General features: G+C 43.1%; 20 protein-coding genes and 1 tRNA gene. 12 read left to right on the top strand and 9 right to left on the bottom strand.

What is annotated here, in order from left to right:
• Positions 1–51: 51 nt before the first annotated feature.
• A tRNA-Ser gene (locus ACKI5J_RS06430) sits at positions 52–138 on the bottom strand.
• A gap of 152 nt (positions 139–290) precedes the next feature.
• The gene (locus ACKI5J_RS06425) at positions 291–2,297 is read right to left on the bottom strand and encodes an HD family phosphohydrolase (protein WP_407427691.1); all 2,007 of its coding nucleotides are present in this window, start codon (positions 2,295–2,297) and stop codon (positions 291–293) included.
• A 152-nt stretch (positions 2,298–2,449) separates the two neighbouring features.
• Between ACKI5J_RS06425 and ACKI5J_RS06420 the strand changes: the two genes are divergently transcribed.
• The 5 genes from ACKI5J_RS06420 (at position 2,450) to ACKI5J_RS06400 (ending at position 9,761) form a co-directional block, all read left to right on the top strand.
• The gene (locus ACKI5J_RS06420; RefSeq protein ID WP_407427689.1) at positions 2,450–3,367 is read left to right on the top strand and encodes a hypothetical protein; all 918 of its coding nucleotides are present in this window, start codon (positions 2,450–2,452) and stop codon (positions 3,365–3,367) included.
• A 97-nt stretch (positions 3,368–3,464) separates the two neighbouring features.
• Positions 3,465–5,645, top strand: coding sequence for a S9 family peptidase (locus tag ACKI5J_RS06415; protein ID WP_407427687.1), 2,181 nt, complete (start codon positions 3,465–3,467; stop codon positions 5,643–5,645).
• Positions 5,645–7,219 (top strand): peptide MFS transporter, encoded by a 1,575-nt coding sequence (locus ACKI5J_RS06410; RefSeq protein ID WP_407427685.1) that lies wholly within the window; start codon positions 5,645–5,647, stop codon positions 7,217–7,219. The genes ACKI5J_RS06415 and ACKI5J_RS06410 overlap by 1 nt, the downstream gene beginning before the upstream one ends.
• 20 nt (positions 7,220–7,239) lie before the next feature.
• The gene (locus ACKI5J_RS06405; protein ID WP_407427683.1) at positions 7,240–8,997 is read left to right on the top strand and encodes a peptide MFS transporter; all 1,758 of its coding nucleotides are present in this window, start codon (positions 7,240–7,242) and stop codon (positions 8,995–8,997) included.
• Between the two features lie 35 nt (positions 8,998–9,032).
• Complete coding sequence (locus ACKI5J_RS06400) at positions 9,033–9,761, top strand: polyprenol monophosphomannose synthase (protein WP_407427681.1); 729 nt, start codon at positions 9,033–9,035, stop codon at positions 9,759–9,761.
• Between the two features lie 88 nt (positions 9,762–9,849).
• Here ACKI5J_RS06400 and ACKI5J_RS06395 read toward each other — a convergent pair whose 3' ends face one another.
• The 7 genes from ACKI5J_RS06395 to ACKI5J_RS06365 form a co-directional block, all read right to left on the bottom strand.
• Positions 9,850–10,518 (bottom strand): superoxide dismutase, encoded by a 669-nt coding sequence (locus tag ACKI5J_RS06395; protein WP_407427679.1) that lies wholly within the window; start codon positions 10,516–10,518, stop codon positions 9,850–9,852.
• Positions 10,519–10,538: 20 nt separating this feature from the next.
• Positions 10,539–11,435, bottom strand: a complete 897-nt coding sequence (locus ACKI5J_RS06390) for a cation diffusion facilitator family transporter (protein ID WP_407427677.1) — start codon at positions 11,433–11,435, stop codon at positions 10,539–10,541.
• A gap of 264 nt (positions 11,436–11,699) precedes the next feature.
• The gene (locus ACKI5J_RS06385) at positions 11,700–12,074 is read right to left on the bottom strand and encodes a hypothetical protein (RefSeq protein WP_407427675.1); all 375 of its coding nucleotides are present in this window, start codon (positions 12,072–12,074) and stop codon (positions 11,700–11,702) included.
• Positions 12,075–12,150: 76 nt separating this feature from the next.
• Positions 12,151–12,438 (bottom strand): hypothetical protein, encoded by a 288-nt coding sequence (locus tag ACKI5J_RS06380; protein WP_407427673.1) that lies wholly within the window; start codon positions 12,436–12,438, stop codon positions 12,151–12,153.
• 534 nt (positions 12,439–12,972) lie between these two features.
• Positions 12,973–13,254, bottom strand: a complete 282-nt coding sequence (locus ACKI5J_RS06375) for a hypothetical protein (protein WP_407427671.1) — start codon at positions 13,252–13,254, stop codon at positions 12,973–12,975.
• Complete coding sequence (locus tag ACKI5J_RS06370) at positions 13,255–14,175, bottom strand: exonuclease domain-containing protein (protein ID WP_407427669.1); 921 nt, start codon at positions 14,173–14,175, stop codon at positions 13,255–13,257.
• A gap of 4 nt (positions 14,176–14,179) precedes the next feature.
• Positions 14,180–14,581 (bottom strand): helix-turn-helix domain-containing protein, encoded by a 402-nt coding sequence (locus tag ACKI5J_RS06365; RefSeq protein WP_407427667.1) that lies wholly within the window; start codon positions 14,579–14,581, stop codon positions 14,180–14,182.
• Between the two features lie 179 nt (positions 14,582–14,760).
• Between ACKI5J_RS06365 and ACKI5J_RS06360 the strand changes: the two genes are divergently transcribed.
• The 7 genes from ACKI5J_RS06360 (at position 14,761) to ACKI5J_RS06330 (ending at position 18,464) form a co-directional block, all read left to right on the top strand.
• Positions 14,761–14,985, top strand: a complete 225-nt coding sequence (locus ACKI5J_RS06360; RefSeq protein WP_407427665.1) for a hypothetical protein — start codon at positions 14,761–14,763, stop codon at positions 14,983–14,985.
• Positions 14,982–15,542, top strand: coding sequence for a response regulator transcription factor (locus ACKI5J_RS06355; protein WP_407427663.1), 561 nt, complete (start codon positions 14,982–14,984; stop codon positions 15,540–15,542). Before ACKI5J_RS06360 ends, ACKI5J_RS06355 begins: the two co-directional genes overlap by 4 nt.
• A gap of 205 nt (positions 15,543–15,747) precedes the next feature.
• On the top strand, positions 15,748–15,972 hold the full coding sequence (locus ACKI5J_RS06350; RefSeq protein ID WP_407427661.1) for a hypothetical protein: 225 nt from the start codon (positions 15,748–15,750) through the stop codon (positions 15,970–15,972).
• 355 nt (positions 15,973–16,327) lie between these two features.
• Positions 16,328–16,669 (top strand): DUF4406 domain-containing protein, encoded by a 342-nt coding sequence (locus ACKI5J_RS06345; protein WP_407427659.1) that lies wholly within the window; start codon positions 16,328–16,330, stop codon positions 16,667–16,669.
• 3 nt (positions 16,670–16,672) lie between these two features.
• A complete protein-coding gene (locus ACKI5J_RS06340) occupies positions 16,673–16,873 on the top strand; it encodes a hypothetical protein (protein ID WP_407427657.1) in 201 nt (66 codons plus the stop codon).
• Positions 16,874–17,056: 183 nt separating this feature from the next.
• Entirely contained in the window at positions 17,057–17,416 is a 360-nt protein-coding gene (locus tag ACKI5J_RS06335; RefSeq protein WP_407427655.1) for a hypothetical protein, read from the top strand.
• Between the two features lie 205 nt (positions 17,417–17,621).
• The gene (locus tag ACKI5J_RS06330) at positions 17,622–18,464 is read left to right on the top strand and encodes a hypothetical protein (protein WP_407427653.1); all 843 of its coding nucleotides are present in this window, start codon (positions 17,622–17,624) and stop codon (positions 18,462–18,464) included.
• The last annotated feature ends 22 nt before the right edge of the window (positions 18,465–18,486 follow it).

Below are 18,486 nucleotides of genomic sequence, written 5' to 3'. Positions count from 1 at the left end.
GAAACGAAAAAAGCCTGTAAATCGACAATTTACAGGCTTTTAATTTATCCGCGGTGAGGGAGGGATTCGAACCCTCGGTACCGTTTCCAGTACGACAGTTTAGCAAACTGTTCCTTTCGGCCACTCAGGCACCTCACCCCTCTTTTCAGGGACTGCAAATATAGTAATTCAACCTATCCTTCAAAAAATATTTTCACAATTTGAAGCTTGATATCCAATCATTTTTCAGCTCAAGAACAAAGTCCCCTGACAGCTAAGCAGTTAATAATTGCAATTAAAAAAGAGTTTTTCTAAACTACATAGTCAATACGAACATGATAGATGCTCATTAGCATGTTTTTGAAGATAGAACGTATAGTGGCGATGTCTTTTAGCGTGATATTACAGTTATTTAATTGACCTTGCTCAAGCTTGTAATCAATGATACGGTCTACGAGGGCACTGATACTTTCTTTATTGGGCTCTTTCAGACTTCTGGAAGCAGCTTCAATAGAATCGGCAAGCATTAGTACCCCTGTCTCTTTAGAGAACGGAATAGGCCCCGGATAGCGGAAAATATTTTCATCAACAAACTTTTCCGGGAAATTTTTAAGGAATGATTGGTAGAAGTAATCCATCCTGGTATTCCCATGATGCGTTTTGATAAAATCTATCACGATCTCCGGCAGATGATTTTTCCTCGCTAATTCAACGCCTTTTGTAACATGCTGAATGATAATCTGCGCACTGGCCTCGTAGGACAATTTATCATGTGGATTAGATCCTACATTTTGATTTTCAATAAAATAATGCGGGTTTTCCATTTTTCCGATATCGTGGTATAGTGCCCCTGCCCGCACCAGCAGCGCATTACCTCCAACATTAAAAATTGCTGCTTCGGCAAGGTTAGCAACTTGCAACGAATGCTGGAAAGTACCCGGAGCCTTAAAGGAAAGCTCACGGAGCAATTTTGAATTGGTATTCGTAATCTCCATCAAGGTTACCTCTGAGGTAAGTCCGAACACCCGCTCAAACGCATAGATGAGCGGATACGCCAGGAGCGATAACAAAACACTGAATACGAACGGAATAAAACTCATCCACTCCAGACTGGAAAGGGTTCCGTTATTTCGGATAAGCGAAATACCGAAAAAGGCGACGATATAGGTACAGAGAATCAATATGGCGGAGATCAGCAACTGCTCGCGCTTCACCAGGTTTTTGATGCTGTAAATGGCAACCATACCTGCCGTTACTTGCAGAAAGGCGAATTCAAAACTATTGGGCACAAAAAAACCCGCAATGAGGACGACCAAAAGGTGAATGTTTAAAGCAAGCCGGGTATCAAACAAGATCCGGATGATGATCGGTACAATACAGTAGGGTATATAGTACAGATTGGGTATTTTCAAGCTAATCGCCCAGGAAAGGCTCACCAGCATCATGGTTATGACGACCAAAATGAGCGACATCTTTCGATTGTCTTCATAGATGTCCTTTCGGAAAAGCCGGAGAAAAACCATTAGCAGACATACGATCAGGCCACCTAAGACAAGCTGACCGATAAAGATTGCTTTACGGTTGCCGCTAAAATGCCTTTCTTCTTCGTACGTGCTCTTCAGCGACTCCAGTTTTTGATAAATCTCCTGACTGATTACTGCCCCGTTAGCAATTATCAATTCGCCCTGCTGCACCATGCCTCGCGTTGGCGAAAGATTTTTAAGCGCCTCTGCTTCCACTTTCTCGGTGAGATGTTCATCGTAAATATATGTTTGCTGAATATGATCTTTGATCAGTTTACTTAGCCAGGCCTTATTCTTAATGGCATTGGCCTCTTTAACCTGCTCATCAATATAGTCTTCGGCAGTTTCGAGCGTTAATACGCCAATGGTATTCATTTGCTTAGCCTCATTATTGCTGAGTAACGTAAAGTTGTAGTTGGTACCAGAACGCTGAAACTTTTTGACATGAGCCATGATCCCTTTCTCATAGACAGCCGCCAGAATACGTACTCCTACTTCCTGGTAGGTTTTCTTGAGTCGTTCTTCTTCCCCTGCGTTATCCCACTTAACGTCGAAGTCGCCAATGAATGCCTGAAACTCGGTTTTGAAAATATCTGATCGGTTATGGTATACGGGAAGCACTGATTTATATACTTCAGCTTTATCCTGCTCGATCTCGTCGAAGGTCTTCTCAATTGCGAAGCTGTATGGAGAAACCAGATCTTTGTTCATCCATACTTTTCCTTTCTCGTATTCGTACTTGAAGCGGGCATGCTTAGGCAAAAACATTGTTACAATAACAACGCAAGCTACCATCATGACATACTTTAACTTGGACCCGTACCGCCGGTATAAAAGGAGATGGTATTTTTTTTTTAGTTTTGCCACAGAAGTTCTTTATCTGTTCAAAAATAAGCAAGTTTTGATTAATTCTTCGTTTATATGAACCTATTGACTGAAAGAGAGATATGTCAAGGATAATTTTAATGTTTTTGCTGTTAGCAGGATTTGGGAAAGTGGCGTTAGGGCAAAAACCTTTGACTGATGCTCAGTTGTCAAAACTCAACGCTTACCAGGACACCCTGAAAGAACTTGCTTTCAAGGTAATTAACAGCCCGGACCAGTCGGAACGGTATGAATCTAACGCGATTATGGTTCGCACTTTGGTGAGGGCCTTACAGACACAAAATTCTTATACTTTCGAATTTGACTCGCTAAAGTCGCTCAGCATTCAACGATCACCAGATAACGCTTTTCGACTGTTTACATGGCATGTGATGAATCGCAACGGGACTTATCGCTTTTACGGAGCAATTCAGATGGAATCCTCCGATAAGCTGCAGCTTCACCCTCTTGTCGACTACTCAAATAACATCAACTCACCACAGGACACTTTACTGGATAATAACCACTGGCTGGGATCCCAGTATTATAAGATCATTCCCGTTAACAAAAACACGTCTTTGCCCTACTATATTTTGCTCGGATGGAAAGGCAACAACGTCAAATCCACAAAAAAGGTCATAGAAGTACTACGTTTCGAGAACAACAAACCGATCTTCGGCATGCCGGTATTTGAAGGAAAAGCGGCCCTCAACGGGAAACATCGGATCGTATTTGAATACAATCGTTCAGCTTCCATGATGCTCAACTATGAGGCGGGAGAAAACCGAATAGTTTTTGACCACCTTGCGGCGCCAGCTCCGGAGATGGGGAATAATCCTGCGTTGTTTGGTCCGGACTTATCGTATGACGGCTTAAAATTAGTTAACGGGAGATGGAAATTAACTCAAAACATTACATTAACTAATCAGGATTCAGAAATGGACGACTTGTATATTGATCCCAGAAAGAGAAACACGGAGATTATCAACAAACTGAAATAGCGCAATAGAACTTTATTTTAAAAAATTACTGATATTTGAGCCCTTCCACATGTTAGAAACGATTTTTCATACTAAAATTTATTCTTCTTAGCACTTCATGAAGAAATTACTGCTGTTACTGCTTATTTCGGGGAACACTTTTGCCCAGAGCACCCAGAACATTACACTGGAGGATATTTTCAAGAAAAATATATTTGCGCAGCGCTCTGTTTACGGACTTAATTCCATGAAGGACGGGAAGAGCTTCGCCTCCATTCAGCGTGACCCGCAAACCGGGAAAATATTTGTTGCTAAAAACAACTTTAGTGACGGCAAAATCAATAAGGCGTTGTATTTTCAGGAAGACCTTATACATCAATCTGATACACTGGAGCTCAGCACCGATTTTAGCAGTGATGAAAAAAAAGCACTTATCGCTCAGGATGAAGAACCGATTTATCGCCATTCGACAAAAGCTAATTATTACGTTTATGAGCTCGATTCTAAAAAAATTATCGAAGTTTCGTCCAGGGGCAAGCAGTCATTCGCCAGCTTCTCTCCAGATGGCAGCAAGATTGCATTCGTAAGAGACAATAATCTGTTTGTTAAAGACCTCGGGAACGATCTTGGAGAAACGCAGATCACCACTGACGGCTCTTTTAATCGGATTATCAACGGACAAAGCGATTGGGTATATGAAGAAGAATTCGCTTTCGCAAAAGCTTTTTTCTGGAGTCCCGATGGTCAGAGCATAGCATATTATAAGTTCGACGAAGCACTGGTTCCGGAGTACTCGATGACGATTTTCGATAAGCTGTATCCGACGGCGTATAAATACAAATATCCTAAGGCTGGTGAGAAAAACTCTGTTGTAAGTATTCACGTATATAGCCTGCCGAGGCAGACAACGGTAAAAATTGATGTTGGTCAGGAGACAGACCAATACATCCCCCGTGTAAGGTGGACGAACAGTTCGTCTTTACTTTGTGTTTTGCGGATGAACAGGCATCAGAATAAACTCGACTACCTGCTCGCGGATGCCGTTAATGGAAAATCCCGGGTCATTTTAACGGAAACTGACAAGTATTACATTGACATAGAAAAAGAACAGCTTACTTTTTTAAATAACGGCAAGCAGTTTATTAATGTTAGCGAGCGTGACGGGTTCAATCATATCTACCTGTATGATATGAACGGCAAGGTGGTCAGGCAGATCACGAAAGGAAATTGGGAAGTGACAGAACTTTACGGTGTTGATGAGAAAACGCAAACTGTATTCTTTCAATCAGCAGAGAACTCCCCGTCACAAAGGGACGTTTTTTCCATCAAGCTGAACGGCACCGGAAAAAAGCGGCTTAATAATCAGACCGGAACGAACCACGCCACCTTCAGCGCCGACTTTTCTTACTTTATACTCAACCATTCAACAGCTAACCAGCCGGCCTACATCACGCTAAACGATCGTTCAGGAAATACCGTCAGGCTGCTTGAAGATAATGCTGCGTTAAAAGCCCGCTTGGCTGACTTTAAGATTGCGCCGACGGAGTTTTTTAGTTTTAAAACTTCAGAAGGAGTGAGTTTAAATGGCTGGATGATAAAGCCTTCAGACTTCGATCCGAAGAAAAAATACCCGGTATTGATGTTTGTCTACGGTGGCCCAGGCAGCCAGAGCGTTGCAGACGCATGGGGTGGTACAAGGAACAAGTGGTATAACATGCTGGCGCAACAAGGGTATATTGTAGCATGTGTAGATAACCGTGGTACGGGTTTTAGAGGAGCTGAGTTCAAGAAGATGATCTACAAGAACCTGGGGAAGTATGAAACGGAAGATCAGATTGAGGCAGCTAAATGGCTGGGCAAGCAATCATTCGTGGATGCCGGGCGAATTGGCATGTTCGGGTGGAGCTATGGAGGCTATATGTCGTCTTTGTGTATAACTAAAGGAGCAGACGTATTCAAGATGGCCATAGCCGTTGCGCCGGTTACTAACTGGAGGTTTTACGATACGATCTACACCGAACGCTATTTACAAACGCCGCAGGAGAACCCGGCTGGCTACGATGATAACTCACCGGTTAACTTCGCGCACCTCCTTAAAGGGAAGTTTCTTCTGATCCACGGAACCGGTGATGACAACGTGCACTTTCAAAACAGCGTCGTTCTCTCAGAAGCCCTGATACAGGCGAATAAGCCGTTTGAGCAGGCCTATTATCCGGATAAAAACCACGGAATATACGGTGGGGAAACGTCAATGCACCTTTATTCTAAAATGACAGATTTTATAATAGATAACTTATAATGGCCGGACTAGCAGCATCTACCCAACCCACGTTGGAGGAAATCCAAAACTTTCAGGGAAAGTACCCTAAACAATTGTGGTATCTATTCTTCTCGGAAATGTGGGAACGATTCTGTTTCTACGGAATGAGAGGAATGCTCACCTATTTCATGGTGACGGAACTCCTCATGAAGGACGAGATGGCGAACCTGCAATACGGAGCTACCCAGGCTTTCGTATACGCGTTCACCTTTATAGGAGGGCTTTTTGCCGACAAGATACTGGGATTCAGGAGGTCGCTGTTCTGGGGTGGTCTGCTGATGATTGTGGGCAGTGCAATCTTAGCATATGACCCGCATGCGTTGTTCTTTCCGGGCATTGCCTTTACTATTGTAGGTACTGGATTTTTCAAACCCAACATTTCTACGATGGTGGGTGCGCTATACAAAAAAGACGATTCAAGAAGGGATGCGGGATTTTCGCTGTTTTACTCGGGTATCAACATAGGCGCCTTGATGGGCGGTTATGCCTGCGTAGCGATAGGAAAGGAATATTCATGGCATCTGGCCTTTGCGCTTGCGGGAATAGTGATGACTATTAGCCTGGTCACTTTTGTTTTTACACAGAAAAGTCTCGGGCCTATCGGCCTGCCGCCTTCGGCAAGGGTACCTCAGCCTCCTACCACCGACAAAGATCTATCGCTAAGTACAGCAGGCGATCAGGTTGTGGAGACCAAGACGCAATATACTCAGCCTGCGGCATGGAAAAGTTATGCGGTATACCTCGGCTCTCTCGCCGTTATTCCGCTGATCGTGATCATGGTTTCGCAAACGCAGTATACTGACTGGTTTATGTATACCATAGGACCAGCAACCCTGCTTTATCTGTTCTATGAGATGACTAAACATACAAAGGAAGAACGTAAGAAGCTGTTGGCGGCTTTGTTCTTCATTTTGTTCTCTATTCTCTTCTGGGCGTTTTTTGAACAAAGCGGTGGTTCATTGGCGCTGTTCTCGGCGCGTAATCTCGACAACCAGTTGTTAGGTACTTTTACTTTAGACCCTAATGGCGTAAATAACTCCGTGAACTCTCTTTTTGTCATCATTTTTGCACCTATCATAGGACTGATCTGGCTCGCTATGGCTAAAAGAAAGATTGAACCCAATACGGTTGTCAAATTTGGTTTAGGCTTCTTGTTTCTTGCCGGTGCGTTCTTTACATTCTACGCCACCCGTTTTTTTGCTGACGAGAACGGAATTACTTCACTGGATGTATTCACGATAGCTTATCTGATCATTACATTCGGTGAACTTTGTCTTTCCCCTATCGGCCTTTCCATCATGACTAAACTATCTCCTGCCCGACTGCAGGGTGTTATGATGGGTATGTGGTTTCTTGCGAGTGCTTATGGACAATATGTGGCCGGAATATTGGGTGCCGGATTATCAAAAGCCGGTGAAAATGATTCCATTCAACAAAAACTGATCACTTTTACCGATGGATATAAACAACTGGCTATATATGCTTTAATTGCCGGTATCATCATGATCGTTAGCGCTCCCGCGATTAGAAAGCTTATGGGAGAAGTAAAATAGACTGCTTTATTTATTTGAATATGTCGTATCAATCAACTGATTTATTTAATTCGAAGGTATTAGGACATCCGGAAGGATTATTCGTATTGTTCTTTACCGAAATGTGGGAGCGATTTTCTTATTACGGCATGCGGGCCCTCCTTGTACTGTTTTTGACATCATCCGTCCTGGGATCTAATCCGGGCTGGGGCTGGCCAAGAGAGAGTGCACTCGCTATCTATGGCTCTTATACTTCTCTTGCCTATCTGACGCCAATCGTCGGCGGCTATGTTGCTGACCGGATTATCGGTTATAGATGGGCGATAGTGCTCGGCGCACTCTTAATGACCATCGGACATTTATCCATGGCTATAGAAGTGGATCCTATTTTCATGTACATCGGTCTGTGCTTTTTAGTTGTCGGTAATGGTTTCTTCAAACCGAATATGACTTCTATCCTTTCCAAAATGTATAAAGATCATCCGCAAAAGAAAGACGGCGCTTATACCATATTCTATATGGGTGTTAACTCGGGGGCTTTTCTTGGGATGCTCCTTTGCGGATACATTGGTGAGAGTCCGGACTGGGGATGGAGTTATGGCTTCGGTCTGGCTGGAATCTTTATGTTTATTGGGATGCTTCAGTTTTATTTTACCCAGAATATCTTCGGTAACATTGGATTGAAGCCTGTTGAAGATGAGATTTCGAAAGAAGTGGAACATCCGGATGAGGCAACGAAAAACCCTTTCTCTGCGTTTGATCTGGCATTGATCGGCATTATTGCTGTAGTAGGACTGGTGTGGGTGATTAACGATCCCGTGTCAAAAATTACATCTTTTGACGTTTTCAACTTCTCTATTGCCGGTCTTTCCGGAAGCAATTTTGCGATCATAACGGCGCTTATACTATTCCTTATGGTCATCATCAAGAGAATCTCACAATACACGCCGATTCTAAGGAATAAGATGATTGCGGTTGTAATTCTGGCATTTATCACTATATTCTTCTGGGCTTCTTTCGAACAGGCAGGTGGCTCGATGACCATCTTTGCAAGGGATTATACCGCTCGTGTTCTGGAGGGAAATTATAAAGTGATCTTTAACGTAGTCAACACGTTGATCACTATAATTCCTCTTACCATCATCACCTATGTTCTTTATAAGCTGATCAGACAGACATTCAGCAGGTTCGCAGTAGGGAATATTATCCTTACCAGCGGCTTTGTTATTATCTGGAGCATCGTTATTTATATGCTCAAGAGTCAGTATAATGATGTAAAGGCTGAGGTGCCCGCCACCTGGTTTATGGTGTTAAATTCGTTGTTTATCATAACGCTTGCACCCCTGTTCTCGAAAGTATGGGAAAGCAAATTCAACCCGCCGGCAACTGTTAAAAACGGATTGGGGATGATCTTTCTCGGTATAGGCTTTGCAACACTGGCCTATGGCGCAAGTGGAATTCCGCAGGGAGCGAGGGAAGCTTCAGTAAGCATGTTATGGCTGGTTGCAGCCTATTTCTTCCATACTTCGGGAGAGCTTTGCATTTCTCCTGTAGGTCTTTCGTATGTTAGCAAGCTGGTTCCCGGACGGATGATCGCCATCATGTTCGGCATATGGTACCTGGCGATTGCCATTGGGAACAAAATAGCGGGAACCATGGGTGGCATGATCGATCAGATTACAGCACAGTATTCGATGTCGACATTTTTCCTGATCTTCACATTAATTCCCATCGGGCTGGGCGTCCTTATTATGTTATTAACGCCGCTCATGAAGCGACTTATGCATAATGTACATTAGAATAACAGACTTATTCATATTTATAATCCAATGCCGTGTTAGTTGATAGCTTAGTCATAATTCCTACCTATAATGAAAAGGAAAATATTGAAAAAATTATCCGGACGGTCTTTTCTCTGTCTATTCCGTTTCATGTACTGATTATTGATGATGGATCGCCAGACGGTACAGCAGATATAGTAAAAGATCTGCAGGGAGAATATTCGGGAAAACTCTTCATTGAAGAGCGAAAAGGAAAGCTGGGTTTGGGTACAGCATATATCCATGGCTTCAAATGGGCACTTAACCACACGTACGAATTCATTTTCGAGATGGATGCTGATTTCTCTCATAACCCCTCGGACCTTTTGCGTCTTAGACAGGCATGTCTTGATGGTGCCGATCTTTCCATAGGCTCGAGATACGTTACAGGTGTCAATGTCGTTAACTGGCCTATGAGCCGGGTGTTGATGTCTTATTTTGCTTCTGTGTACGTACGCTTCGTAACGGGGATTGATATACATGATGCTACAGCCGGGTTTAAGTGCTATAGAAGACGAGTTCTGGAGAAGATAGAGATGGACAAAATCAGGTTTGTGGGCTATGCTTTCCAGATTGAGATGAAGTTTACAGCCATCAATTATGGGTTCAAGGTTGTTGAAGTGCCTATTATCTTTACTGACAGAACCGAAGGGACATCAAAGATGAGTACCCGGATTTTCAGGGAGGCCTTCCTGGGAGTGATTCAAATGAAGGTAAGCAGTTGGTTCAGAAAATATAAATAAAAGAAAAAGCTGGGTGTTCGTCCAGCTTTTTTTTATAGGGCATCGTCTTGGACCTGGGTTCAATGAACTTTCGGTTGATCGCCTGGTATTATTTCTTTACCTGGTTATACAGTTCTTCAACAGCCTTCCAGTTTACAACCTTCCACCATGAGGAGATGTAATCGGCCCGCTTGTTTTGATACTTGAGGTAATAAGCATGCTCCCAAACATCCAGAGCCAAAACAGGAGTACCTTTTTCTGCCACCACATCCATTAAGGGGTTATCCTGATTCGGGGTGCTCGATATTTTCAGTTTTCCATCTTGTACTATCAACCAGGCCCAGCCTGAACCGAATCGTTTTGCTGCTGAATCTGCAAAGGCAGATTTGAAGGCGTCCATGGAACCAAAATCTTTACTAATTAATTTAACCAGGGCTGCTGAAGGTTCGGTGCTTTTTGGAGACATGATTTTCCAGAACAGGGAGTGGTTATAGTGTCCACCGGCATTATTGCGCACTGCAAGAGAAGCGCCTTTTAAAGATCCGAGGATTTGATCCAGGGACCTTGTTTCCAGCGCTGTACCCTTAATGGCCGCGTTAAGGTTAGATACATAGCCTGCATGATGTTTACCGTGATGTAAGGCCATCGTTTCTTTGTCAATTACCGGCTCCAGGGCGTCATAGCCATAAGGTAAATCCGGCAGAGTAAATTGCGCCTTCAATTGATTGGAAACAGCGACAAATAGTAGTCCTGTGATTAAGAGCGTTTTGAGCTTCATATATATAGTTAATTGTTGAATTAGTTTGTTTTCGTCACGTAAGGCTCGACGTGTATAATCGCCCCTTTTATCTGGCTGTTACTCTTCATGAGCTTATCCTTTACCATATGAGCGATGGTATGTCCGGCTGATACGGTAAGATCGGCGTCTACCAGAATATGAAGATCGATAAAGTAATCAAGGCCCATCTTTCTAACATAGCACTTTTCAACCTCAACGACATCCTTTACACTTCTAGCGCTATCCCTCACCTTATTAATTATCTCACCAGATGGTGCGCTATCCATAATTTCGTCAAAAGCTGGTTTCAATATGTTAAATGCATTATATACAATGAGGGCCGCGGCTATGATCGCAGCCCAGTCATCTGCTCCTTCATAACCATTTCCTCCGATGATCGCAATCAAGATACCGATAAAGGCTGCCCCCGATGTAATCGCATCGCTTCTATGATGGAAGGCGTCCGCTTTAACTGCCTGACTGTTCAACTCCTTCCCTACTTTGAGTACGTACCGGTACAAGGATTCTTTGATCACGATAACAGCAATTAAAATCCAAAGAGTAAAAACCTCGGGACCTTTATGGGGCGTATTGATAAAACCAATCGCATTGTAGGCGATCCATACAGCTGCTACCATAAGAAACAATGAAATAACAATTGCTGCCAGCGGTTCAGCTTTACCGTGACCATAAGGATGGCGGGCGTCGGCAGGCTTAAGCGAGTATCTTAATCCTAACCATAAAAGAAACGAACTTACGATATCTGCAGCGGTTTCTGTAGCATCTGCTATTAGTGCGTAAGAATGCCCGAAATGCCCGGCCGAAGCTTTCACCAGGACAAGCACTATACTTACCGCTATCCCTAGCTGCGTCGTACGTATTGCTTTAATAGATGGATCCAGATCGATATCCTTCATTCATGAGCGTGTTGATTCCCACAAAAGTAAACGTTAATACAAGTATTAATGGTATCTGTGGAAAATTACTCTTCGAGGGTGTGAAGAGGATTTGTGAATAGCACGGTTACTACTGGGGAAACCTTTCGAGTATTTAACTCGCGACATTACGTATTAGTTCGCGAAACTTATCATCAGAGCAGATGTTATGAACATATAATACCTCTACCTATGAAATAAATAAGAGCTGGTTCGCCAGCTCTTATTTCCTGGACCTTATCTTATTTATTTACGCGTTGTATCTCTCCTGAACTTATCTTTGATCTGCTGTCCCGTCTTTTCCAGACTATCGCCCAGCCTGCTTAAACTGGTTTCGACCTTGTCGCCAGTTCGTTCGAGGGAGGTTTCTATCGAGTCGATGCGCGCTTCCGAGGATGTTACTATGTTATAGACGGTATCCTTACGAAAAATAACGCTTCTGTCTGCCTCAGGATAAACCCAAACGTCTATTACCGCAAGTTCGTTTTTTCTTGCTGGCTCCCCGGCAGCGGCGGTAACCTCATCTTTTGTCATTCCAATGGATACGGAACTGAAATCTTTCGGTGCCTCACGGCAGGAAAGCAAGGTTAAAGGGAGTATCCATGTTAATAATCGTTTCATCGTATTTATGTAACAAAGGTTTGCCAGCGATGTTTGCACAAGTCAGAAGTCTATGAACAAATTCGGCGTATATTGGTCAATCTCCCAGGGGAGTTTGGCCTTTGGACTCGTGTCCTTCTATTGCTTCGCCAATCTGGGCAGCTGAATCGGGATATAGATTCACCCCTGCATGATTAGGCCCCTCTTTGCCTCCGGACTCCCAAATCCAAGAGTCGTCGTCTTGCTTAGACAACACTCCAAGACTGACTTCATCCACAACGATGGTATATCGCGACTTCGATTCTTGATCGTCCCTGGAGCGATAAACAGCGAGTACAAAAGATGTCTCACCGGTGCTGTAATTTATTTCAAATGGTTCTTCCATAACTTTCGACGTTAACTAGCAAAAATTCATTACGCCTTCCGAGACTACCACACTTACCCGTACCTGCCTTTTGATATCGGGATGTTTACAGTGCATGAAAAATCGAGCAGCGCCTGAATAATGAACGAACGAAAGGGACATTTGGTTTGATTTTAAGATCTTCAGATCAAGTAAATCGATAACCGCGAAAATGATGTATAAGGTTTGCTATTGTGTGACATCTGACAAAGAACGTATCACGCGTATTCAGGTATTTCGTGAGACGGCTGTTTGCAATGGTCAATGTTCATATATGTAGACTAGCTGCTGAGGTATATGTGTCGGATACGTAGTAAGGTGCTAAATCAACGGACGTTGAATAAGAAGCCAACTGATAAAACAAAAACGGGACAAAGCTTCGTTTGAAGTTGTCCCGTTTTGTACACCCATCAGGTGTAACTTTTGTATTCTATCCTGCTATGTTTCAACGGGTTAATTTTTTATGTTGAAACAGATGGTGTTTTTTCGACTTTTTTACCGGTTATTCCAGGTGCATCATTCAGGTAGTAACCCGGGCAACTTCGCTATATAATCATCAAGCAATATCAAGAAAGGCAACTTTTCCAGCTTGCCACTATTGCGTAGTTCCATGATGGCTATATGAAACTTGGTAATCAAGCTCAAGCATTCGGCATGCCTGACCTGATCATACATCACAAGATTATAATCAATGAGGTTTATCTTGTTGATTACATAATCTTCTGAATCACTTTCGGCAATTTCTGCCCTCAGTTCTTTCAGGCTAGAGATGTATAATGATAAGTTGGTAGTTAACATCTATAAGCTTCTTAAAAATTCGACTTCAGATAAGATCTCTATCGGATGTCCGTTTGCGGCCAGCTCAATAGCTTTTCTTTGTTTGCTACTTAAGCCGTCGGGACCTACAACTTTTAACTCTTGCTGTCCGACAACCAGGTAATGAGTATCACGGCTGACAGTCTTTGCGAGCCTGCCACCCAAGTCAACTACCTTTTGATGTGCTTCACTCTTCTGCATCGAATTTAGCTTACCGGTAAACATTACTGATTTTCCGAAAAATATATTTTCCGGATTGTGAAGAGATGGGTCTCCAACGAATACAGACAGGTCTTTCCGGTTTGGATCATACACCCGCTTGGTCTCACATCTTCTATATTCTCCCTTTTTAAGATGTCCGATGACCGTCTGAAGTTTCTCTTCAATTTCATCTATAGAAGAAATCCCCATAACCTCGAATGCTTTCAGTGCAAGCTCAGCGGTGGCCCTGGCGTCAGATCCTGCACGATGATGACGGAACGATATTCCATTCTCCCTACACAAAGTAGACAGATCGTACCGTGCGCTATTCGGCCATACCTTCTTTGAAAACACGTGACTACACAAAATTTGGAGATTAGGGTACTCAATTGAATATTGATCTAAAGAATTCTTTAGGACGCTCATGTCAAACGAGGAATTGTGAGCTATTACGAGTTGCCCTTCGAGAATCGGCTGAACCTTATCCCATAGTCCGGCGAAATCGTCAGCATCCTTTACAGCGTCGGGGGTGATACCATGGATGGAGACGTTCATGTCATCGAAGAACGGATATGTTGGTGGCTTGATATACCAGCTATGGGTTTCTTTAATTAATCCACTTTTTACAACCGTGATTCCTAGTTCACAGGCTGAAGCTCTTTGAGAGGTTGCGGTTTCGAAATCGAGAGTTACGAAGTCCATATTGTTAAATAATTGAGAATCCCATTTTATTCGCCTCTGCACGAAAGATCATGAGTAGATCCGATACCCTATTCACGTATTCTTGTTCTGCACGTATCTTAACGGTAAGAGAAAAGTCTATAGTTGGAGCATTTGCGCTGGAGTTTACCACTACGTATTTCGACGGATCTTCCTGAAAATCCCTGACATTTTTCTTCGGATTGAAAATGTAATTTGTAAAGTCAATTCCTGAAGCCTCCTTTAACAATTGTAAAAACTCAAGATCAAATGTTTTACGTCTATCTATTTGATTTAAAGATTGACGACTGATATTCATCTTCTTAGCGATAACCGACTGCTTTTTTCCGCTCTCTATGATGGCCTTTTTAATCAAAACTCCTAATGATTCGTCCTTTACATTTGACATGAAGCAAATTTATTATGCTGATTGTCAATCGCTTGTTTATTATAAGCAACTGTTTTTGTCTTTTTGTCAATTATTAATTTTGATTTGTAAATTTTACTATTGACATTTGTTAAACAATCAGACAGATTTAGGACAAATATCAGACACAAATCAGACGCATGCAATCGCACAAAAATGTCATGTTAGACAAAGACAAGTTGAATGAACTGAAGGCTGCACTTCCGAAAGGAGGCTACAAGCAGGTAGCAAAAATTACAGGCAAGAGTGTCGAATCAGTGAGAAAGATATTGAACGAACCTTCCAGATATAACAAACGTGTCATCACCGTTTCGCTAAAAGTGGCAGCGGCTCATAAGAAGGAAGTCGAAGAATTAGAAAATCAAGTCACACAGATAGTATCATGAACCTTATCAAGCAAAATCAATCCATCTCACCCGCGCTCGTTAGTCCCGCTGCGGAATTCTTCAAGACCGAAGATGATGTCAAATGCATGGTAAACGGAGTAGTCTATGCATTCAATGAGATACCAAAGCTATTCATGAATATAGTTCTCCGCGACATGATGGCGAACCGTATGGCGCTATCAGCAATGAAGACAGCGGGTATAAATGATGTTGAAGCGCAATTAAAGTATTATATCGGCGAGCTGTATGGCGCCTTCGATAATAAGGCCGACATAAGTGCTGACGGAATTCTTCAACCACATGAATTTGTTTACACCCGGACGCGTAAACTAAAACGCACAATAGAATTGAAACATGGCTCATTAACAGCGCGAGAGATCGAAGTACTAACTGAAATCGGTCTTGGTAAGCTAGACAAGGAAATTTGCGAGGAGTTGTGCATAAGCAACAATACGCTTCGCAACCATAAAGACAACATTTCAGAAAAAGCAGGTACAGAGCGCAAAGGTCCTCTATCTACCCTCGCTTACAAACTTAACCTGGTAGATCTTCAATAAACAAAAAAAGGCAGTACGCCAATACTGCCCATTTATCAAAGTAACCTTCGATTTGTATAAAATGATTCAGCACAAAAAACGGAATTTTTCGGTAAAAGTTTTACCGAAAGTTCAAAATGTAACTCCAGAGCAGCTAATTGACTTATTACAAGGAATGTGTGAACAAAGATTTCACGCATATCGGGCTGTACCCTATCAACATTCTTTGCAAGTAAAGTTCGCGGCTATCGAAGCCATCCGCTTTACAATCGCAAAAGCCAGAGGGCAACTCTACTGGCGCGAAAAGTTACGCCTTTGCGTAAAGCTATACCCGTATTTCGAAAAGATCGCCATTCGCACTTCTGAAAAAGGTTACCATAATTACATGGCCAAACTGAATGGCTATATGGCCATGTGCAATGAGGCTATCGGGTGGAGGGTGGACAAATGAGACAGCGCCCTTCCCTATCGCGTAAATCTGTGAAGTCCGCTGAGCTTACGAAAGACAGAGTTTTACTTGAAACCTTAATTCGGCAATTCCCTGACCAGGCTAAGTTTCAGGAACGTGCTAAGCGGGTGCTCTGCACAATCAACTACAATCTTCAAAAGATATAAACACACTCACCGGGTCATCTATGCAGCGTCGGGGGACGCTTTGAGTTTGGAAAATGGGGTCCTGTTCCCGGTGCAGGGCTTCGCAGTTCGCCTCACCTGTCAAAAGGCCGTTCTTTTTCGATAAAAAACAAATTAAGAGTTTGTTGCCGGTGAAAATCCGGCTCCTTTTAAATAACTAAAAATCAAATTATATGAATAAGCCGGTTCTATATGTCGCAGGAAAAGTCACTGGACTTCCTGACTTGAATAAGCCAAAGTTCGAAGCAGCTACCACCCAGCTGCGCAATATGGGATACATCGTTCGTAATCCTCATGAGATCTGCACGGGGCGTCATCCGGATGATTGGAACGGATGTATGCGCGACTGCATCCGGGTGATGATGGAGTGTGATGCGGTGATCCTCCTGGATGACTGGATCACGAGCAAAGGGGCCTACTTGGAAGCGAAGTTGGCGGAGAAGGTTGGAATCAGGGTGATGCAGCTTGAAGACTTCGCAAAATTTGAAATGGATCTTATTTCTGTAACTGCTTGAACTATGATATACAACCAACACGACTGGGATCAGGACGGCATGCCGGTGCTTGATCAGGACCTGAAAGAGGGTTACGAAGAGGTTGAGGAAGGCATTAAGCTGAGCTCTGAGGAGAAACGGTTCATCTGGCTGATGATAGGGCTTGGGTTGCTGGCTTTGGGAGGGTTAATGTTTGCTTGTGTGACCTATGAGCCGCCCACTTGAACTCATACCGATTATTTGCCCGGCCTGCTTGATGAAGCAACTTTCCAAAATTGAATTTTCTGATGATCGACCTATCATCAAGTGCGGATACAGCAAATGCAGACACATTATTACAGGGCACGAAATAGATAGAGCCACCAGGCAGACTATCAAATCACCATTAGAAATTAAGAAACATAGAATATGAACACATTACAAGACAAGCTCGAAATCTGGGCTATAGTAGAACTTTTTGGTCACACCAAGATAGCTGGCAAAGTAACTGAACAGAACATAGCCGGTACAAACATGCTCAGAGTTGATGTTCCGGTGACAAAAGAAAATCCAGAGTTTACTAGGTTCTTCGGATCTGCAGCCATCTATGCAATCAACCCCGTAACTGAAGAAGTAGCCGCAGCCTATGCTGAGCGTTTAGCCGTACGCCCTATTCAGGTATTTGAGATTGACAGGATGGTAGAGAAGAAGATGCTTCTCCTGAAGTCAGAGCGAACCGATAGCGGCTACTCGCACTTTGAGGATGAGGATGACGATATGCCCTATTAATTGGCGAGGGCATGAGTCACAAACCACTTACTGCGAACCAGCGCAGTATAATTTCTAAAATCAAGGATGGTGGCGAATTGATACCATTTAAATCTGGCAACCACACATCATACGTGATCAAACACCGTGGGAAACGGGTACCAGTTATGGCGCATACGGTAACAAGTTTAATCGATCGCGGATACCTTAATAAAGGAGAGTTAGCATGAAAACGGTAAACAGCCTGTCTGGTGGACCCACTAGTTCTTATATCGCAGTTCACTACCCTGCGGATATCGAAGTCTTTGCCCTTTGTTGCATAGATAATCACAATGCTGGAAAAGGAATAGACAAGACCCTAATGCAGATGGCTAATGACAAGCTGCAGAAGTATTCCAGTCACTGGCCGGAGTTTGTCGCTACATCAGAGGACCCCATAATACTAAAAACGATGTTCGATTTGGAGCAGATGCTGGGTCGGGAAATAATTTGGCTCCGCGGAATGGGATGGGAAGATATGATTAGATACCAACAGGCCATACCGAACATCGCTAAAAGGTTTTGTACTACTATTCTAAAAATGTGGCCGATCTTCTATTATCTCTACATGTACCATGAGCTTCCTGTCCAAATGCGCATCGGCTACAGGTACGATGAAAAAGAACGTGCTGAGACCTCCAACAATGTTATGAGGTTCACAACTGAGTGCAGGTACGCCAAAGTGAAAAAGTTCCATAAATGGCAGGAAATGGTATGGAGAGTAGGACAGTTTCCTCTAATCGACGACAAAATACTTCATCCTCACATTCGAAAGTATTGGAGCGACAAGGATATCGAATTTCCCAAAGATTCAAATTGCCAGAACTGCTTTTGGAAAGCAGAGCAGCAACTACGGAAAAACTATGACACTAACCCCCACATAATGAAGTGGGCCGCGGTAATGGAAGCTTTATACGACCGGACATTCAAAGAGAAATACTCACTTCTCGAAATTAAAAACTTAGGGTTACAACTGGATTTCTTGTTCGGTACAGGTGCCGGATGCCAGGCAGGCTTTTGTACAGATTAAATATTAACACTATGAATACACG

The organism is Arcticibacter sp. (assembly GCF_045629565.1).
Classification (GTDB): Bacteria; Bacteroidota; Bacteroidia; order Sphingobacteriales; family Sphingobacteriaceae; genus Arcticibacter.
Note: the sequence above shows the minus strand (reverse complement) of the source record. Positions and strands in the feature narration are given on the sequence as shown.

Coding starts and splice junctions, on each gene's coding strand:
- ACKI5J_RS06360 (WP_407427665.1), top strand. CDS start 14,761: ATGTTAGACAAAGACAAGTTGAATGAACTGAAGGCTGCACTTCCGAAA.
- ACKI5J_RS06395 (WP_407427679.1), bottom strand. CDS start 10,518: ATGAAGCTCAAAACGCTCTTAATCACAGGACTACTATTTGTCGCTGTT.
- ACKI5J_RS06375 (WP_407427671.1), bottom strand. CDS start 13,254: ATGTTAACTACCAACTTATCATTATACATCTCTAGCCTGAAAGAACTG.
- ACKI5J_RS06345 (WP_407427659.1), top strand. CDS start 16,328: ATGAATAAGCCGGTTCTATATGTCGCAGGAAAAGTCACTGGACTTCCT.
- ACKI5J_RS06335 (WP_407427655.1), top strand. CDS start 17,057: ATGAACACATTACAAGACAAGCTCGAAATCTGGGCTATAGTAGAACTT.
- ACKI5J_RS06380 (WP_407427673.1), bottom strand. CDS start 12,438: ATGGAAGAACCATTTGAAATAAATTACAGCACCGGTGAGACATCTTTT.
- ACKI5J_RS06390 (WP_407427677.1), bottom strand. CDS start 11,435: ATGAAGGATATCGATCTGGATCCATCTATTAAAGCAATACGTACGACG.
- ACKI5J_RS06385 (WP_407427675.1), bottom strand. CDS start 12,074: ATGAAACGATTATTAACATGGATACTCCCTTTAACCTTGCTTTCCTGC.
- ACKI5J_RS06415 (WP_407427687.1), top strand. CDS start 3,465: ATGAAGAAATTACTGCTGTTACTGCTTATTTCGGGGAACACTTTTGCC.
- ACKI5J_RS06425 (WP_407427691.1), bottom strand. CDS start 2,297: ATGGTAGCTTGCGTTGTTATTGTAACAATGTTTTTGCCTAAGCATGCC.
- ACKI5J_RS06420 (WP_407427689.1), top strand. CDS start 2,450: ATGTCAAGGATAATTTTAATGTTTTTGCTGTTAGCAGGATTTGGGAAA.
- ACKI5J_RS06365 (WP_407427667.1), bottom strand. CDS start 14,581: ATGTCAAATGTAAAGGACGAATCATTAGGAGTTTTGATTAAAAAGGCC.
- ACKI5J_RS06330 (WP_407427653.1), top strand. CDS start 17,622: ATGAAAACGGTAAACAGCCTGTCTGGTGGACCCACTAGTTCTTATATC.
- ACKI5J_RS06370 (WP_407427669.1), bottom strand. CDS start 14,175: ATGGACTTCGTAACTCTCGATTTCGAAACCGCAACCTCTCAAAGAGCT.
- ACKI5J_RS06410 (WP_407427685.1), top strand. CDS start 5,645: ATGGCCGGACTAGCAGCATCTACCCAACCCACGTTGGAGGAAATCCAA.
- ACKI5J_RS06355 (WP_407427663.1), top strand. CDS start 14,982: ATGAACCTTATCAAGCAAAATCAATCCATCTCACCCGCGCTCGTTAGT.
- ACKI5J_RS06340 (WP_407427657.1), top strand. CDS start 16,673: ATGATATACAACCAACACGACTGGGATCAGGACGGCATGCCGGTGCTT.
- ACKI5J_RS06405 (WP_407427683.1), top strand. CDS start 7,240: ATGTCGTATCAATCAACTGATTTATTTAATTCGAAGGTATTAGGACAT.